Source organism: Nakamurella aerolata (assembly GCF_013002705.1).
In the GTDB taxonomy this organism is placed as follows: Bacteria; Actinomycetota; Actinomycetes; order Mycobacteriales; family Nakamurellaceae; genus Nakamurella; species Nakamurella aerolata.
In genome coordinates this window covers 607839-625428 of the sequence record NZ_JABEND010000001.1, presented here as the reverse complement: position 1 = coordinate 625428, position 17590 = coordinate 607839, and the positions used below count along the sequence as shown (strand labels likewise).

15 protein-coding genes are annotated in these 17590 nt (G+C 69.9%); 9 read left to right on the top strand and 6 right to left on the bottom strand.

Going from position 1 to position 17590, the window contains the following annotated elements:
* Positions 1-154 precede the first annotated feature (154 nt).
* On the top strand, positions 155-781 hold the full coding sequence (locus HKD39_RS02675) for a DUF1345 domain-containing protein (protein WP_171198429.1): 627 nt from the start codon (positions 155-157) through the stop codon (positions 779-781).
* Between the two features lie 45 nt (positions 782-826).
* Here the strand turns inward: HKD39_RS02675 and pknB are convergent, their stop codons facing one another.
* A complete protein-coding gene (gene pknB, locus HKD39_RS02670) occupies positions 827-2794 on the bottom strand; it encodes a Stk1 family PASTA domain-containing Ser/Thr kinase (RefSeq protein WP_171198246.1) in 1968 nt (655 codons plus the stop codon).
* 90 nt (positions 2795-2884) lie between these two features.
* On the opposite strand from pknB, the gene HKD39_RS20245 reads away from it, so the two are divergent.
* Positions 2885-3271, top strand: a complete 387-nt coding sequence (locus HKD39_RS20245) for an Rv2175c family DNA-binding protein (RefSeq protein ID WP_171198245.1) — start codon at positions 2885-2887, stop codon at positions 3269-3271.
* Between the two features lie 24 nt (positions 3272-3295).
* Here HKD39_RS20245 and HKD39_RS02660 read toward each other — a convergent pair whose 3' ends face one another.
* Together HKD39_RS02660 and HKD39_RS02655 are read right to left on the bottom strand one after the other, a co-directional pair.
* On the bottom strand, positions 3296-4129 hold the full coding sequence (locus HKD39_RS02660; protein WP_171198244.1) for a DMT family transporter: 834 nt from the start codon (positions 4127-4129) through the stop codon (positions 3296-3298).
* Between the two features lie 30 nt (positions 4130-4159).
* On the bottom strand, positions 4160-5257 hold the full coding sequence (locus tag HKD39_RS02655; RefSeq protein ID WP_343074532.1) for a polyprenyl synthetase family protein: 1098 nt from the start codon (positions 5255-5257) through the stop codon (positions 4160-4162).
* Between the two features lie 63 nt (positions 5258-5320).
* Here HKD39_RS02655 and metF point away from each other — a divergent pair, with 63 nt between their 5' ends.
* From metF to HKD39_RS02635, 4 genes are read left to right on the top strand one after another with little or no spacing between them, the layout of a single operon-like run.
* Positions 5321-6217, top strand: coding sequence for a methylenetetrahydrofolate reductase [NAD(P)H] (gene metF / locus HKD39_RS02650; RefSeq protein ID WP_171198243.1), 897 nt, complete (start codon positions 5321-5323; stop codon positions 6215-6217).
* 31 nt (positions 6218-6248) lie between these two features.
* Positions 6249-7739: a potassium/proton antiporter gene (locus HKD39_RS02645; RefSeq protein WP_171198242.1), complete on the top strand. Its 1491-nt coding sequence runs from the start codon at positions 6249-6251 to the stop codon at positions 7737-7739.
* A gap of 12 nt (positions 7740-7751) precedes the next feature.
* Positions 7752-8453 carry a signal peptidase II gene (lspA, locus tag HKD39_RS02640; protein WP_343074531.1) on the top strand — a complete coding sequence of 234 codons (702 nt, stop codon included), beginning with the start codon at positions 7752-7754 and terminating at the stop codon, positions 8451-8453.
* On the top strand, positions 8446-9375 hold the full coding sequence (locus HKD39_RS02635) for an RluA family pseudouridine synthase (RefSeq protein ID WP_171198241.1): 930 nt from the start codon (positions 8446-8448) through the stop codon (positions 9373-9375). Before lspA ends, HKD39_RS02635 begins: the two co-directional genes overlap by 8 nt.
* A 1-nt stretch (position 9376) precedes the next feature.
* Here the strand turns inward: HKD39_RS02635 and HKD39_RS02630 are convergent, their stop codons facing one another.
* On the bottom strand, positions 9377-9985 hold the full coding sequence (locus HKD39_RS02630; protein ID WP_171198240.1) for a TetR/AcrR family transcriptional regulator C-terminal domain-containing protein: 609 nt from the start codon (positions 9983-9985) through the stop codon (positions 9377-9379).
* Between the two features lie 61 nt (positions 9986-10046).
* Here HKD39_RS02630 and HKD39_RS02625 point away from each other — a divergent pair, with 61 nt between their 5' ends.
* On the top strand, positions 10047-11279 hold the full coding sequence (locus HKD39_RS02625) for a beta-ketoacyl-[acyl-carrier-protein] synthase family protein (RefSeq protein ID WP_171198239.1): 1233 nt from the start codon (positions 10047-10049) through the stop codon (positions 11277-11279).
* A 34-nt stretch (positions 11280-11313) separates the two neighbouring features.
* Here HKD39_RS02625 and HKD39_RS02620 read toward each other — a convergent pair whose 3' ends face one another.
* The gene (locus tag HKD39_RS02620) at positions 11314-12312 is read right to left on the bottom strand and encodes a hypothetical protein (protein ID WP_171198238.1); all 999 of its coding nucleotides are present in this window, start codon (positions 12310-12312) and stop codon (positions 11314-11316) included.
* A 166-nt stretch (positions 12313-12478) separates the two neighbouring features.
* Between HKD39_RS02620 and dnaE the strand changes: the two genes are divergently transcribed.
* Both dnaE and HKD39_RS02610 read left to right on the top strand, forming a co-directional pair.
* Complete coding sequence (gene dnaE, locus HKD39_RS02615) at positions 12479-16027, top strand: DNA polymerase III subunit alpha (protein WP_171198237.1); 3549 nt, start codon at positions 12479-12481, stop codon at positions 16025-16027.
* Complete coding sequence (locus tag HKD39_RS02610) at positions 16024-16713, top strand: DUF2567 domain-containing protein (RefSeq protein ID WP_171198236.1); 690 nt, start codon at positions 16024-16026, stop codon at positions 16711-16713. The genes dnaE and HKD39_RS02610 overlap by 4 nt, the downstream gene beginning before the upstream one ends.
* Before the next feature lie 53 nt (positions 16714-16766).
* Here HKD39_RS02610 and HKD39_RS02605 read toward each other — a convergent pair whose 3' ends face one another.
* Positions 16767-17534 (bottom strand): NUDIX hydrolase, encoded by a 768-nt coding sequence (locus tag HKD39_RS02605; RefSeq protein ID WP_171198235.1) that lies wholly within the window; start codon positions 17532-17534, stop codon positions 16767-16769.
* Positions 17535-17590 lie beyond the last annotated feature (56 nt).

Sequence of the window (17590 nt, the reverse complement as noted above, 5' to 3'; positions counted from 1 at the left end):
CGTTGTCTGCGCGCGGTTCGGCGTGCGGCCCAGGACAGGGCAAGTTAGCTGAACTGCGTGCAGGAAATGACGATTCTCGAAGAGGGTGGCGCTGGTGAGCCGATGGTCCTCGGTGCCCGGCTGGTTGCCGGAGCGGCGCCGGACGAGTGTGAGCATGGCGATCGCGATCGTCGTCACCGGGGCGGTCGCGCTCGGCAACATCTACCAGGCCATGCGGACCTCGGTGTTCGACTTCGCGGTGATCGTGTTGCTGGCGTATATGTTCAGCTATCTGATGATCACCACGGTCGCGTTCGTCAAGGCCACCCCGAAGCAGATCCGCACCTGGGCGCAGCGATCGGACCGGGGAACCGTGTTGCAGCGCTACGTTTTCGGGACCGCGCCGGGGCCAGGGGTGTCGATGTCGATCTCGGTGGTGGCGTTCGCGGTGGCGGTGGTGTGGATGCCCGGCTACGGCACCAGCAGTTTCAGCACCCCGCTGCGCGTCGGGCTGGCCACCGCGCTGGTGGCGGTCGCCTGGGCCTGCGTGATGATCTCTTTCACCGTGGCATTCCACGCCGACAACCTGGTGGAGAACGAGCAGGCGCTGGACTTTCCCGGTGACGACTCGCCGGTATGGAGCGATTACGTGTACTTCGGCGTCTCGGTGATGACGACGTTCGGGACCACCGACATCAACGTCACCTCAAAAGAAATGCGCCGCACCGTCACCACGAACGCCATCATCGCGTTCGTGTTCAACACCTTCATCGTCGCCGCTGTGGTGTCGGCGCTGAGCTGACATCCGGACACCGCCCGCGGTGACCGGGTGGGTCAGCCCGGTGCGTCACCAGGTGGAAAGTCCAACGGTGCCACCGGGTTCCACCAGGCTGCCGGCGGCGGGGTACTGGGACGAGACCCCCTTCGACCCCCAGGTGAACAGGCCGCGCACCCGGTAGTTGAGGCCAAGGGCGGTCAGCGCGTTCTTCGCCGCGGTGAGGTCGCCGTGCGACACATCCGGAACCAGCACCGCGTTCGACGGGTGCAGCGTCACGTCGGCGGCCGCCGGATCCAGCCGGGTACCGGCTGCCGGGCTGGTGTCGGCGACGTCCGGCGGCGGCACCGAATCGGCGAACCGCGGCTCGCCGATGCGCACCCGGAAGCCGGCCTGCTGCAACGCCTCTCGGGCGGCCGGCACCGACTTGCCGCGCACGTCCGGCAGCCGCAGCGAGCGGTTGACCACCAACCGCACCGTCGATCCCTTCAGTGCTTGCGAACCAGCGGTCGGCTCGGTGCCCAGCACCGTGCCGTCCGGCTGCGCCCGATCGAATCGGTACACCCGGTCGCCGACGGCGAAACCGTTGGCCAGCAACGCGTTCCGGCTGTCCTCGACCGCCTTGCCGGCCACCGCGGGCACCGCGATCCGTTGCGCACCGAGCGACACCGTGATGGTGACCTCGGCGCCGCGGGGGAGCTTGGTGCCCGGCTCCGGTTCGATCGCGGTGACCTGACCGGCGGCCACGTTCGCCGAGTTGACGGTGGCCACCTTCGGCTCGAGCCCGGCCTGCTGGGCGGCGAGAACGGCGTCGGCCTGGCTCATCCCGGCCAGCGTCGGCGCGTACGACCAGCGGCCGTCACCCAGCCACCAGCCGCCGAGGGCGGCAGCCGCGGCCAGCAGCATCAGCACGACGATCACCACGATGCGCCGCGTCCAGTTGCGTCGGCGGGCGCTGACCAACTTGTCCGGGCGCTGGTAGCGCGGGGCCACCGCCGTCATCGGGCGGTCGGCGACCTGCACCCTGGTGCCGTTGTCCCCGCGCCAGGACTCGTCGCCCCGTTGGCCGGCCGGTGCGGCAACCGCGGTGGCGCCGGCGCCGCCCTGCCGTCGATCGACGGGGGCGGACGCCCCTGCCACCCGGCCGGCGGGTTGTGGCTCGGGCTTGGTCGGCACCGGAACCGCAACCGGCGGGATACGCAGCTGCCTAATCACCACGCCGAGACGATTCGCGAACGCCGGGGCGTCCCGCGGCCGGTGCTCGGGCCGACGCTGGGTCGCGTCGGCCAGCAGATCTTCCAGCGGGGCCGCGATGCCGGGCACCTCGTCACCGATGTACGGCACCTCGGAGTGCACGTGCTGGTAGGCCACCGACATCGCGTTCTCGCCGATGAAGGGCGGTCGGCCGGCGAGCATTTCCCAGGCCACGATCCCGGCCGAGTACACATCCGAGCGGGTGTCGCTGGCGCCGGTCTCCACCTGCTCCGGCGACAGGTAAGCCACCGTCCCCAAGATCACGTCACCGGTGGCCATCGAATTGCTGGTGACCGCCCTGACCAGCCCGAAGTCGGCCACCTTGATCCGGCCCCTTGCCGAGATCAGCACGTTCTCCGGCTTCACGTCGCGGTGCACAAGACCGGAGGCGTGGGCGGCGCCGAGCGCGTCCAGCAGCTGGCCGAGCACCGCCGTCGCCACCGGCACCGGCAGCGGACCCCGCTGGTGGATGAGCTCGCGCAGGGTGCCGCCGTCCACCAGCTCCATCACCAGAAAGACGTGGTCGCCGTCGCGGCCGTGGTCGTACACCGCGACGATGCCGGGATGCGACAGTCCGGCGGCCAGCTTGGCCTCGCGCGAGAACCTGGTCAGAAAGGCCGGGTCGGAGGCGTACTGGGTGGCCATCACTTTGACGGCGACCGCCCGGTCCAGCCGGGTGTCGAGAGCCCGGTACACCGTCGACATGCCGCCGCGGGCGATCACCGAACCGATGCGGTATCGCCCGTCCAGCATGCTGCCGGTCAGGCCGCCCCTGGTCGTGGTCACAACAAGCGATTCTAGGGATGCACCGGCATCGACCCGGGTAGTTGAGCGCCGTCGTTTCCGAGCTGTCACCTGCGTGGCAGGCTGTTCGCCGTGACCACCAGCGCAACCACCCCCGAGAACGCCGCCGGCCCGCACCTCGTGCCGCTCCCGGACATCGCCGAGCAGCTCGGCGTCATCGTCACCAGGGTGCACCAGCTGATCAGGGACCGCACCGTGATCGCGGTGCGCTCCGACGGGGTGGTGAAGATGCCTGCCGAGTTCATCACCGGCCCTGGCGCCGGATCGGACCGGCCGGGGGAGGTGGTCAAGGGGCTGACCGGCACCATCACCCTGCTCACCGACGCCGGCTACACCGACGAAGAGATCATCGACTGGCTGTTCCGGCCGGACGAGACCCTGCCCGGCACCCCGATGCAGGCACTGCGTGACAACCGCGGCACCGAGGTCAAGCGCCGCGCGCAGGCCTCGGGGTTCTGACCGGCTGGAGCCGCCGGCGGCCGGTCAGCGGGCGTGCACCGCGGCCTGGTCGGAGCGGGCGGCGGAGAGCCGGCTCAGCTGCAGCACGCCGACCACCAGCAGCACCAACCCGCCGATCGCGACGCCGGTGCGCCAGTCGTGCCTGTCCAGTTTCTCGCCGAGCAGCGCCAGGCCCATCGCCATCGACACCACCGGCTCGGCCACCACCATGGCCGGGAACGACTGTTGCAGGTTGCCGCTGCCGAAGGCCCGCTGCTGCGCCGCGATCGCGGCGCCGATCAGCACCAGAAACAGGTAGACCGGCGGATGCTGCAGCAGTTCGACGGGGTGGCTCAGCCGCTTGCCAACATCGGACATCAGCACCGCTGCGATACCGAACAGCGAACCGGCGACGGTGCCGTACAGCAGCGCCCGCGGCGCCCGGCGTGACCGCTCCGCCCACACCACCATGGCCGCCAGAATCAGCAGCAGCAGCGTCGTCACCAAGATGATCACCCAGCGGTGCCGCCCAGTGCGGGCCGGGACCGGATCGGCGAACGCGACAAACAGCACCACCCCGATGGTCAGCAGCACCCCCCACAGCCACTGCACCCTGCTCGGCACCCGATCGGTCAGCCACCGGTCGATCGGCAGCGCGAACAGCACCGACAGCACCATCAGCGGCTGCACCAGCAGCACCGAACCCAGCGCCAACGCCAGCATCTGCAACGCAAAACCGAAGAACGCCACCGCCGCGCCGACCAGCCAGCGCACAGTGATGCGCGGCGAGAGCATGGTGGCCTGCTGCCGGATGCCGCTGCCGAACGCCACGAAGAACGCGGCAGCGATGGCGAGCAACGCGGGCAGCGCGGTGTGCATCCGGCCTCCTGAGCTGTGCGGCGTCGGTGGTCAGCTGCGGCGGGCGGTGGCGCGTCCGGCCAGCGTGCGCAGCGCCGCGGCGGCGTCGTCGGCCCCGGCCGGCAGCTCTTCCAGCGCAGCCACCGCTTCCGCGAGGCGCTCGGCGATCATCGACTCGACCGCGGCCGCGGCGCCGGTGGAGGCGACGATGTCGGTCAACTCGGCGCGCCCGGCAGCGCTGCTCGCCCTGCCAAGACCTTCGCCCAGGACGGTCGCGTCGGCAACCCGGCCGCTCTCCGCCAGCTCACGCAGCGCCAACGCCAGCAGCACAGTGCGCTTGCCCTCGGCCAGGTCGTCACCGGCGGGTTTGCCGGTCTGCGCAGGGTCGCCGAACACGCCGAGCAGATCGTCCCGCAGCTGGAAGGCGGTGCCGATCGCGGTGCCGTACCTGGTCAGCACGCCCAGCACGGACGGGCCGGCGCCGGCCAGCGCCGCGCCCAACAGCAGCGGCCGGGTGACGGTGTAGGCCGCGGTCTTCAACTCGATCACCGTCATGGCCTGCCGCTGCTGGGCGAGCGGATCGGCCGCCGGGGCGGCAGCCACCTGCAGATCCAGCAGTTGCCCGGCCAGCACCTCGGTGCGCATGGCCCGCCAGACCGGCTGCACCCTGCGCAGCGCGGCCAGCTGCTGCGCCGCCTCCACCATGGTGTCGTCCGCCCAGGCCAGCGCCAGGTCGCCGAGCAGCAGCGCCGACGAGAGGCCGTAGTGCTCGGCGTCACCCGCCCAGCCGGCGTCCGCGTGGATCTTGGCCGCGGCCCGGTGCTCGGCGGGCCGGCCGCGGCGGGTGTCGGACCGGTCGATCACGTCGTCGTGCACCAGCGCACACACCTGGATCAGCTCGAGGGCGGCGGCGGCCCGCAGCACCGGACGACAGTGCGCCAGCTCCCGGCGGCCGCCCCCGGCCCGCCATCCCCACCAGCAGAAGACCGGCCGGATCCGCTTGCCGCCGGCCAGGAACGCCTCGATCCGGTCGACCGGGCTGTCCGCGTCGGAGTCCGCCGTGAGCTGGTCCCACTCGCGGCGTCGGTGCGCCAGCAGCCCGGCCAGCTCGTCATCGACCGCCTGCACCAGCTGGGACGTTTCGCTCACCCGTTCAGTGTGCCGGGATGCCAGGCGCGGTTCGGAACCGCCCAGCAATTAGGCTTTCGCACCATGCTGACCGTCCGCGACCGCCTCGCCGCGCCCGGCCGCAAGTTCTCCCTCGAGTTCATGCCGCCGAGAACTGCCGAGGAAGACCCGACGCTGTGGCGCGCCGTCGACCGGCTGAAGCAGCTGCGGCCGGCCTTCGTGTCGGTCACCTACGGCCAGGGTGGCTCGCGGCGCGGCAAGACCGCCGAGGTGGTCGGGCGGATCATCGCCGACACCGATCTGACCGCGGTGGCGCACCTGGTGACCGTCGGCCACTCGGCGGCCGAGTTGCGCGCCACCATCGACGGTTTCGCCGACGCCGGGGTGCGCGACATCCTGGCGCTGCGCGGCGACCCGCCGGGCGACCCGCTGGGCGAGTGGACCAAGCACCCGCACGGCTTTTCTTACGCCGCCGAGTTGGTCGAGCTGATCAAGTCGATGGGCGACTTCTCGGTCGGGGTGGCAGCATTCCCGGAAAAGCACCCGCGCTCACCCGACCTGGAGACCGACACCCGGTTCTACGTCGACAAGGTGCGGGCCGGTGCCGATTACGGCATTACCCAGATGTTGTTCTCGGCCGAGTCGTACCTGCGGCTGCGGGACCGGGTGCAGGCCGCCGGCGCCGATGTGCCGCTGATCCCCGGCATCATGCCGGTGCTGAGCTTTCCTCGGTTGATCCGTATCTGCGAGCTCTCCGGGCAGGCCATTCCGGTTCAGCTGGCCGAGCGGCTCTCCGCCGTCGGGGACGACGCATCAGCGGCCAGGGCGATCGGCATCGACCATGCCGTGGAGATGGCAGAAACGTTGCTGGACAACGATGTTCCTACGCTGCACTTCTACACCCATAATCGGGCCAACGCCGTGATCGACGTACTCGACCGGCTGGGGATGAACAACCCGGTGCCGACCGTCCAGACCTAACCAGCCCCCACCGCCCGAAACGAGGTGCCGCATGGATACCGGCACCCTGGAACGCGCGTTCGGGCTGGTCGCCGTCGTGGTACTGCTGGCCCTGGTGGCGATCCGGCTGTCCCGCCGGCTCGGGATGCCGTCGATGCTGCTGTACCTGGCCATCGGCATGCTGCTGGGCAACGCCGCGATCGGCATCGACTTCTCCAACACCAAGCTGACCGAAGAACTGGGGCTGGCGGCGCTGGTGGTGATCCTGGCCGAGGGCGGCCTCACCACCCGCTGGGAGAACGTGAAACCCGCACTGGGGCTTGGTATTTGCCTGGCAACGGTGTCGGTGGCGGTGTCGATCGCGGTGAGCGGGCTGGCGGTGCACCTCATCCTCGATCTGGACTGGCGCACCAGCCTGCTGTGGGGGGCGGTGCTGTCGTCCACCGATGCCGCCGCGGTGTTCTCGGTGCTGCGCGGGGTACCGGTACGGCGCCGGCTGGCCGCCGCGCTGGAGCTGGAGTCAGGGCTGAACGACGCCCCGGTGGTGCTGGCGGTGGCGTTGCTGGCGAGCACCGACGCGATCACCGCATGGCTGCCGCTGCTGGTGCTGTACGAGCTGCTGGCCGGGGCGGTGATCGGCGGCGTCATCGGCTTCGCCGGGGCCTGGTGGCTGCGGCGGATCGCGCTGCCCGCCGGCGGGCTGTACCCGCTGGCCACCCTCGCACTGATCGGCGGCAGCTATGCCGTCGGCGGCTTGGCGCACGCCTCCGGGTTCCTGGCGGTGTACGTGTGCGCGTTGATCCTGGGGAACTCTGCGCTGCCGTATCGCGGCGGGACGCTCAGTTTCGCCGAGGGCCTCGGCTGGCTGGCGCAGATCGGCCTGTTCGTGCTGCTGGGTTTGTACGTCGACCCGACACAGTTGCCGAAGGTGCTGCTGCCAGGGCTGGCGATCGGGCTGGTGCTGCTGCTGGTGGCAAGGCCCATCTCGGTGGCCGCGGCGGCGACGCCGTTCAAGGTGCCGTGGCGGGAACAGGCATTCCTGTCGTGGTCGGGGCTGCGCGGAGCCGTGCCCATCGTGTTGGCCACCATTCCGCTGATGCTGGGTCGTCCCACCGCGCGGGACCTGCTGAACCTGATGGTGATCGTGGTGATCGTCTACACCCTGCTGCAGGGCACGACGCTGGCCTGGGTGGCCCGCAAACTCGGTGTGCTGGAACCGGAACGGTCCACCGAGGTGCAGATCGAGGCGTCGCCGCTGGAACGCATCGGCGCCCACGTCCTCGACGTCGCGGTGCCGGCCCAATCCCGGCTGCACGGGGTGTACCTGTCCGAACTGCGCCTGCCGGCGTCCGCCACCATCGCGGTGCTGCTGCGCTCCGGCGAAGCCATACCGGTGCTGCCGTCGACCCGGCTGCGGCAGGGCGACGAGCTGCTGATCGTGGTGCCGGCCAAAGCCAGAGCGGCGACCGAGCGCAGGCTGCGGGCGATCAGCAGGTACGGGGCGCTGGCCGGCTGGTTCACCCGCCCCAGCTCCGGGGTTTGACACACTGGCTGGGTGAGTCACCCCGCCGAGCGCCGCGAACCGTCCGACCAGCCCAGCCGACCACCGGCTGGATCGGTGGATCCCGCCGAACCCGTGCAGTCCGCTGCGCCGGCTGAGCCGGCCGCTCCCGTTGAGTCGGCCGCCGACCCGTCCCAGCCCGCCGCGGGCGCGCACCGGCGCCGCAGCCGGCTGCCGCTGGTGCTGACCCTGGCCGCGCTGTGCCTGCTGATCGACCAGGTGGCGAAGTCGCTGGCGGTGGCCAACCTCGACCCGGCCAACCCGCCGCGGCTGCTCGGCGGGCTGGTGTACCTGTCGCTGCTGCGCAATCCCGGCGCGGCCTGGTCGATCGGCGGCGACACCGGCATGACGTGGATCTTCGCCGTGGTCGCGGTGATCGTTGCTGTCGTCATCGTGCGGGTAGCGGCCAAGCTGACGTCAACGTTGTGGGCGGTGAGCCTTGGCCTGATTCTCGGCGGCGCGATGGGCAACCTCGCCGACCGGTTGTTCCGCAGCCCCGGCCCGTTCCGTGGGCACGTTGTCGACTTCTTATCGGTGTTCGGCCCGAACGGCGAGCACTTCCCGGTGTTCAACACCGCCGACTGCTTCATCACCGTCGGCGCGGTGCTGCTGGTGCTGACCGCGTTGCTCGGCATCGACTTCGACGGTACAAGGGGCGAGAAACAGCCGGCGGCAAAGGATTCCGCCGATGAGTGAGTTCCGCCGGCTGCCGGTGCCCGAAGGGGTCGCCGGTATGCGCGCCGACGCGGCGCTGGCCAGGATGCTCGGCCTGTCCCGCACCGCGGTGGCCACCCTGATCGACGCCGGTGACGTGCTGCTGGACGGCAAACCGCTGGCGAAGGCCTCCGAGCGGCTCAACGCCGACAGCTGGGTGGATGTCACGCTGCCGGAGCCGGAGCGGCCGCTGGAGGTGACGCCGCAACTGGTGGAGGGGCTCACTGTGCTGCACGTCGACCCCGACATCGTCGTGGTGGACAAACCCGTTGGGGTGGCGGCACATCCGTCGGTGGGATGGACCGGTCCGACGGTGCTCGGCGCGCTCGCCGCCATGGGTATTTCGGTGGCCACCTCCGGTGCCGCCGAGCGACAGGGCATCGTGCAGCGGCTGGACGTCGGCACCACAGGGTGCATGGTGGTGGCGCGCAGCGAGAGCGCCTACTCGATCCTGAAGGACGCCTTTCGCAAGCGCACCGTCGACAAGACCTATCACGCTGTGGTGCAAGGCTTTCCGGACCCGGTGCGGGGCACCATCGACGCACCGATCGGCCGGCATCCCAAGGCGGACTACAAGTTCGCGGTGATGGCCGACGGCCGGGAGTCGGTGACGCACTACGAACTGCTGGAGGCATTCCGGTCGGCCAGCCTGCTCGAGGTGCACCTCGAGACCGGCAGGACACATCAGATCCGGGTGCACTTCTCGGCCATGCACCGGCCGCTGGTGGGTGATCTCACCTACGGCGCCGACCCGGTGCTGTCGAAAAAGCTCGGCCTGAACCGGCAGTGGCTGCATGCCAGGGCACTGTCGTTTATCCATCCGGGCACCGGCAGTCAGGTGGAGTACACCAGCCCGTATCCGGAAGACCTTGCCCAGGCACTCGAGGTGCTGCGGGAGGGCTGACTCAGCCTTCGCGAACGCTGAGCACCCCGGCCAGGTCGATATCGCTGCTGCTGCCGCCGAAACCGGAGGAGTGGATCAGTCGGGAGCCGAGCACGGCGCTCCAGAAGGTGCGGGCCTCCACCAGCAGCGAGCGGTCGACGACCCAGCCGCGCCGGTCAAGAACAGTGCTCAGATATTCGGCAGCCTGATGGAACAGCACGGCAAGGTGGTGCGCGGTGACATCGTGCAGTTCCGGCCGCTGCTCCGAGATCGACATCGCCTGCACCGCAAGCGGAACCGACGGCAGGTTCACCGCGGTGCGGGCGAGTGCGTTGCGAAAGGCGCTCGGCGTGCGTTGCCGCCGGCCGATGGGTTCCAGCCGGCGGGCGTCGGCCAACAGCAACCGCAGCGCGGCCCGGACGAACAGTCCGTCCTTCGACCCGAAGTAGTAGGTGACCTGGTGCGGGTGGGCGCTGGCCGCCGCCGCGATCTCGGCCACCGACACCGCCCGCAGGCCGCGTTCGGCGAACAGCTGCGCCGCCGCTTGCAGCAACTCGGCCTGCTTACGGCGGCCACGCTGCCGGGCCGGGACGGGCTCGGCGGGGGAAGCTGGCGGAGACGGCGAAGCCATGATGTAGTTGTATACGGTACAACTAACTCAACGGCAAGTGATCGAAGCAACTGGAGGAGCCATGTCGGCAGCCGAGGTCGTGGTGACCGGGGTCGGAGCTATCACCCCGCTGGGCGGCACCGCCACCGAGCTGTGGGACGGCCTGCTGGCCGGCCGCAGCGGCGTCCGCCGCATCGACGAGCTGTTCGCAGATTTCCCGCACGGCGACGAGATCGGCACCCGCATCGCCGCGCCGATGGCTGTCGATCCGGCCTCGCTGATGGAGCGGGTACAGGCCAGGCGGATGGACCGCTGCGAGCAGGCCGCCGTCGTCGCGGCCCGGCAGGCCTGGGAGCAGGCCGGTGCGCCCGAGGTGGATCCGGTGCGGCTGGCCACCGTGATCGGCACCGGCATCGGCGGGCTCACCACCCTGCTCGGGCAGGACGATGCGCTGGAATCGGTTGGCCCGCGCCGGGTTTCACCGCTGACAGTGCCGATGTTGATGGCCAACGGCCCGGCAGCCATGGTGAGCATCGAGCGGGGCGCGCAGGCCGGCGTGTACACCCCGGTGTCGGCGTGCGCCTCCGGAGCCGAGGCGCTGGCGCAGGCCGCCAGGATGATCAGGGCCGGCGAGGCCGACGTGGTGATCGCGGGGGGCTCGGAGGCGGCGATCGCCCCGCTGACGGTGAGCGCCTTCGGGCAGGCCAGGACGCTGTCCACCCGCAACGACGACCCGCAGGCCGCGTCCCGGCCGTTCGATGTCGACCGGGACGGCTTCGTGCTGGGGGAGGGCGCCGGCGTGATGATCCTGGAGCGCGCGGACTTTGCCGCCGCCAGGGGCGCGACGGTGCTCGGCCGGTTGGCCGGCTACGGCATCAGCTCCGACGCCTACCACATCACCGGGCCGGACCCGAGCGGCGCCGGGCAGGCCAGGGCGATGCTGGCCGCGGTGGCTTCGGCCGGTCTGCAGCCGCAGGACATCACCCATGTGAACGCGCACGCCACCTCGACCGTGGTGGGCGACCCCGGCGAGGCCGCGGCCGTGCAGCGGGCGCTGGGCGATCAGGTGGTGCTGACCGCGCCAAAGTCGGCGCTCGGCCACCTGGTCGGCGCCGCCGGTGCGGTGGAAAGCATCATCACGATGAAAACCGTTGCCGAGGGCGTCATTCCGCCCACCCTGAACCTGCACACCAAAGACGAGAAGATCGAACTCGACGTCGTTGCCGGCGAGCCGCGCACGGTGAACCTCGCTGCGGCGCTGTGCAACTCGTTCGGCTTCGGCGGCCAGAACGTTTCGGTGCTGTTCACCGCATGACTCTCGCGCTGCTGCGCTCCCGGTGACGGCCAGGTCAGCCGGCGGGTGTGAGCGACCAACTGAGGTCGCGGTCGAGAAGATCCGGCCGGACGCTCCAGCGCACGGCCGCGAGCTGCGTCGAAGCGGGAATCAGGAAGAGCGTCCAGCCGTCGCTGCCGGCACCGGTGGCGACGCCGACCCGGTGCGCCGGCCGGCCGGGCACGGCCATCGGCGCCTTCTGCAGCACCGCCCCCGATGCGTCCACCAGCACCAGGTACAGATCCGGCATGCAGTCGTGCGGAGCCGGGCCGGCATTGCCGACGGTGGTACGCACCAGCACCGCCCGCTCGGCCGGGTCGCTGACGAAGCCGGCCTCGGCGAGCACCGCGTCCGCCGGGTCGATCACCTCGCCGACGGTCACGGTCAGCCGCTCGCCGGCCAGGCCGACGGTGGGTTGGGTTGACCCGACCGGTTCCGCCGGTCGGCGTTGCGGTGGCTCGGCAGCTTCGGTGTCGGGCCGGTCGGCACCTCCGGTACTTCCAGCACCGACCGGGCCGGACGACGGTGCGCCGGGCTTTTCGCGGTCGGTCCAGCTTGCCGAGCCCGGCAGGCCCCAGACGGCAGCGGGGCCGGTGGGCGGTCCGGAAGCGGCGTGCTGCACGGCAGCCGCGGTTTGCTGTGGGCCGGACGCGGCTTGCTGTTGGGGTGATCCTGCTGTTGGGGTTCCGGGCGCTGGGGTTCCGGGCGGTGGCGGCGCCAGCCGCGGGGAGTCCGCCGGCCCGCGCTGCACGATCGTCCACAGCAGTCCCGGATCGCCCTGGGCGACCAGCCGCATCGGCATCCCGGCCTCCGCCAACTCCACCAAGCGCGCCGCCGCTTCGCGTTGCGGCACTCCGGCCTGCCAAGCCAGTTGCGGCAGGCCGATGTCGCCGCCGGACTGGCCGAGCGCGGCCAGCAGCCGCAGGTCGACAGGGTCGGGCAGCGGCCGCGACGGTCGCTGACCAGCGCCGGGAGAGTTGACAGCCGGGCCGGGGCCGGAGGGAACACTCGTCACCCGATCGAAGCTATCTCACCCGGCCATTTCGCGAGCTGTGCGCCTGGCCCGACTTGTCGGTGGGGGGTGCTATCAATGAAGGCTCAGCGCTCGATGTGGCCGTCGTCCGCGGCCGGTGCCTATCGAGCGTTACGTTGCCTGTCAGGCCTGTAGGGAAGGAGCGGTGGTGGGAGATTCCGACTCCTTCGTCCACCTGCACGTCCACACCGAGTACTCGATGCTCGACGGTGCCGCCCGGCTGGAGCCGTTGTTCCAACGCGCCGCCGAGATGAAGATGCCGGCCCTGGCGATGACGGACCACGGCAACCTGTTCGGCACCTACGACTTCTACTCGCGGGCGAAGAAGGCCGGCATCAAGCCGATCATCGGTCTGGAGGCCTACATCACCCCGGGCACCGCCAGGTACGACCGCACCAGGGTGCGCTGGGCCGACGGTGCCGACTCCGGCGACGACGTCTCCGGCGGCGGCGCCTACACCCACATGACGCTGCTGTCGCACAGCACCACCGGCCTGCACAACCTGTTCCGGCTCAGCTCCCGCAGCTCGCTGGAGGGCTACTTCTACCAGCCGCGGGCCGACCGCGAACTGCTGTCGGAATACGCCGAAGGACTCATCGCCACCACCGGCTGCCCCAGCGGCGAGGTGCAGACCAGGCTCCGGCTCGGCCAGTACCAGCAGGCCATCCAAGCCGCCTCCGACTACCGCGACATCTTCGGCAAGGACAACTACTACCTCGAGCTGATGAGCCACGACATCGACATCGAGCGTCGGGTGCGGGCCGATTTGCTGCGGCTCGGCAAAGATCTCGGGCTGCCGATGCTGGCCACCAACGACCTGCACTACGTCGACGCCGCCGACCACACCGCGCACAACGCGCTGCTCGCCGTGCAGTCCGGCAAGACCCTCGACGATCCGAAGGTGTTCAAGCTCGACGGCGACTCCTACTACCTCAAATCGCCCGCCGAGATGCGAAAGCTGTTCCCGGACAGCGACTTTCCCGGCGCCTGCGACAACACCCTCGCCATTGCCGAGCGCTGCGACTTCGAGATGGTCGAGGGCGAGGGCCGGTACATGCCGAAGTTCCCGACCCCGGCGGGCGAGAGCGAATCCTCCTGGTTCCTCAAGGAGGTGGAGAAGGGCCTCGGCGAGCGCTACCCGGACGGCATCCCGGACGCGGTCAGGGCCCGCGCCAACTACGAGTCTGAGGTGATCCTCGGCAAGGGCTACGGCGGCTACTACCTGGTGGTTGCCGACTTCATCAACTGGGCAAAGGACAACGGCATCAGGGTGGGGCCGGGCCGTGGTTCCGGTGCCGGGTCGATGTGTGCCTACGCCATGCGCATCACCGACCTCGACCCGCTGCAGCACGGGCTGTTCTTCGAGCGCTTCCTCAACCCCGAGCGAAAGTCGATGCCCGACTTCGATATCGATTTCGACGAGCGTCGCCGCGGTGATGTGATCCGCTACGTCACCGAGAAGTACGGCGACGACAGGGTCGCGCAGATCGTCACCTACGGCACCATCAAGGCCAAGGCGGCCATCAAAGACTCGGCCCGGGTGCTCGGTTACCCGTTCTCGATGGGCGACCGGATCACCAAGGCGATGCCGCCGGCGGTGATGGGCAAGGACATCCCGCTCTCCGGCGTCTTCGACTCCGGGCACAAGCGGTACGCCGAGGCCCAAGAGCTGCGCAACCTCACCGAATCCGACCCGGAAGTTCGCCGGGTGATGGACACGGCACAGGGCCTGGAAGGGCTGAAGCGCCAGTGGGGTGTGCATGCGGCCGGCGTCATCATGAGCTCCGACCCGCTGCTGGACATCATCCCGATCATGCGCCGCCCGCAGGACGGCGCGATCATCACGCAGCTGGACTATCCCACCTGCGAGGCGCTCGGTCTGGTCAAGATGGACTTTCTCGGGCTGCGCAACCTGACCATCCTCGACGACGCGATCAGCAACGTGAAGTTGACGCACGGTGTCGACGTCGATCTTGACGAGTTGGCCCGAGACCCCAACGATGCCAAGACTTATGAGCTGCTCACCCGTGGTGACACGCTCGGGGTTTTCCAGTTCGAGGGCACCGGTTACCGGCAGTTGTGCCGGCAGATGCGCCCCGACTCATTCGCCGACGTCACCGCGCTGGGCGCGCTGTACCGGCCGGGCCCAATGGGCACCGGCACCCACACCAACTACGCGCTGCGCAAGAACGGTCAGCAGGAGATCGTCCAGCTGCACCCCGATCTGGCCGATGCACTGTCCACCATCCTGGAAGAGACCTACGGCCTGCTGGTCTACCAGGAGCAGGTGATGGAGATCGCGCAGAAGCTGGCCGGCTACACCATGGGTCGAGCCGATTCGCTGCGCAAGGCCATGGGCAAGAAGAAGATCGAGGTGCTGAACGCCGAGTACGTCGACTTCGAGGCCGGCATGCGCGCCAACGGTTTCTCCGCCGCCGGCATCAAAGCGCTGTGGGACACCCTGCTGCCGTTCTCCGACTACGCGTTCAACAAGTCACACGCGGCCGCCTACGGCCTGGTGTCGTACTGGACCGCCTATCTGAAGGCCCACTATCCGGCCGAATACATGGCGGCGCTACTCACCTCCGTCAAGGACGATAAAGACAAGATGGCCATCTACCTGGCCGAGTGCCGGACCATGGGCATCAAGGTGCTGCCACCCGACGTCAACTCGTCCGAAGCCAACTTCACCCCGGTCGAGGGCGACATCCGGTTCGGGTTGTCCGCGGTGCGCAACGTCGGCAGCAACGCAGTGGCGTCGATCCTGGCCGCGCGTAAAGAGAAGGGCGAGTACGCCGACTTCGCCGACTTCCTCGACAAGGTCGACGCCGCGGCGTGCAACAAGAAGGTGGTGGAGTCGCTCATCAAGGCCGGCGGGTTCGACTCGCTCTCGACGCCGGAAAACCCGCACCCGCGCAAGGGTTTGCTGATGATGCACGCCGACGCCATCGACGCGGTGCTGAGCGTCAAGCGAGCCGAGGCGGCCGGGCAGTTCGACCTGTTCGGCGACCTGTCCGCCGAAGACGTCGGTGGCGGCATGACGGTCGAGATCCCCGACACCGAGTGGGACGGCAAACTCCGGCTCGGCTTCGAGCGGGAAATGTTGGGGCTATATGTATCCGGGCATCCGCTTGCCGGCTTCGAGCACGTGCTCAGCGCGCACAGCGATTCCAGCATCCCGGAGATCCTGGACGGCACGGTGCCCGACCGCGCCTACGTCACCGTCGGCGGCATCCTCACCGGACTGATGCGCAGGGTCACCCGCAACGGCGACCCGTGGGCGTCGGCGACCCTGGAAGATCTCACCGGCGGGGTAGAGGTGGCCTTCTTCCCGCGGGTGTACGCCGACTATGCGCTCAACCTCGCCGAAGACGCGATCGTGCTGGTGCGGGCCAGGGTGTCGCGCAGCGACGAGCGGTTGTCGCTGCACGCCCAGGAGGTCACCATCCCCGACCTGAGCAGCGCGCCAGGCCAAGGCCCGCTGCGGTTGAAGCTGTCCGCCGCGCGCTGCAACTCCGCGATGCTCGGCCGCTTCAAAGAGGTGTTGACCCAGCATCCGGGCACCACCGAAGTGCAGGTGCTGGTGAACGGGTCCCGCGACAAGGCGATGCAACTGCCCGACCAACTTCGGGTGAGCCCGACCTCGGCACTGATGGGCGACCTGAAGGCGCTGCTCGGGGCAGACTGTCTGTCGTGACGTTTCCGGATCCCGGCGCCGAGACCACTGCGCGGACGGCGCCAACCCCGGCAACCGCGCCGGCAGCAATCCCACCACCCGCCAGCGGGGCCGGGGCCGCCGCAGCGCAACAGCGGCATCCCCTGGTTGCTACGCCCGCGCAACGCCGGAGCTGGTTCGCCATTACGGCCGTCGGCCTGCTGGCCGGGATCGCGCAGATGGGGCTGTGGCTGCTGATCGCCCCGCGGCAGCAGTGGGTGCAGTACGCCAGAGACGGCAGCGCGCTGGTACTGCCGACCGAAGACGTCTACCGGTTCACCTCGATCGCGATCTTCTCGATGCTGTCGATCATCATCGGGGTGGTGCTGGCGGTGGCGGCGTGGCAGCTGCGCACCGCCCGCGGCACCACCATGCTGCTCGCCGGCGCCGCGGGACTGGCCGCCGGATCGGCGCTGGCGCTGTGGCTCGGCCCGGTGCTGGCGGGCGGCGACTACCCGTGGGAGCTGCTGGCCGAACAGGGCAGGCCGGCGGTGGATCGGCTGGTCACCTTCCCGCCGACCATCAGCTGGATCACCGTGATCATCTCGCCGCTGTCCTATGTGCTGCTGTACACCTTCATGGCCACCTGGCACTCCGATCCCGAACTGGCCAGCCGCGATGTCAACGGCCCGGAAGCGAACGCGCCCGCCGGCCCCGACCAGCGCTGACGGCGCTGTGCTGACGGCGCCCCGGAACCGTTGTCCGACCGGCTGCGCGGCAGCTAATCCCGCGGGCGGAACGCCGCGAACGGGTCGGTCACCCGGTACTTGGTGACGGTGAAGCGGTACAGCGCCGCCGGCCGCCCACCGGTGGGTCCCGGCGGTGCGGTGCGGCCGGTCGCGGTGAGCATGCCGCGACGGGTCAGGATGCGCTGCAGATTGGTGGGGTCGACGTCGTGGCCGAGTGCCGCCGCATAGATCTGGCGGAGTTCGGCGATGGTGAATTCTTCCGGGGCCAGCGCGAACGCGATGTTGGTGTAGCTGAGTTTGCCCCGTAACCGAGTGGCCGCCCGCTCGATGATCTGCTGATGGTCAAAGGCCATCGGCGGCAGCTTCTCGACCGGGTGCCACCTGGTGTCGGCCGGCAGGTCGGCGTCGTCGGTGGCCGCACCCGGTGTTGCCGCCGGGGTGGGCACCACGGCGAGGAATGCCGTCGCGATGGTGCGGGACCCTGAGGAGCGGCCCGGCTCGGAGAACACTCCGATCTGCTCGAGGTGCGTCACCCGCCGCAGGTCCACCTTCTCGGCCAGCTGCCGGCTGGCCGAGGAGTCGACGTCTTCGGTACCCAGCAGCACCCCGCCGGGCAGGGACCAGCGGCCCGCTTCCGGTTCCAGCGCCCGCTGCCAGAGCAGGGTCTCCAGCCGCAACTCGCCGCGGCCGCTGCGGCGGTCGGGGTCGGCGGTGCACGTGACGGGACGCACACCGAAAACCGCGACAAGAACCTCGGCTTGCAGCGCACCCGCCCCGGCGCGGCTGGTAGCATCATTCATGTTTTCGATCCTAAGTCGAAAACCTCGGTGCGGCCAGTCGAGCCGGCCGGGCGCAG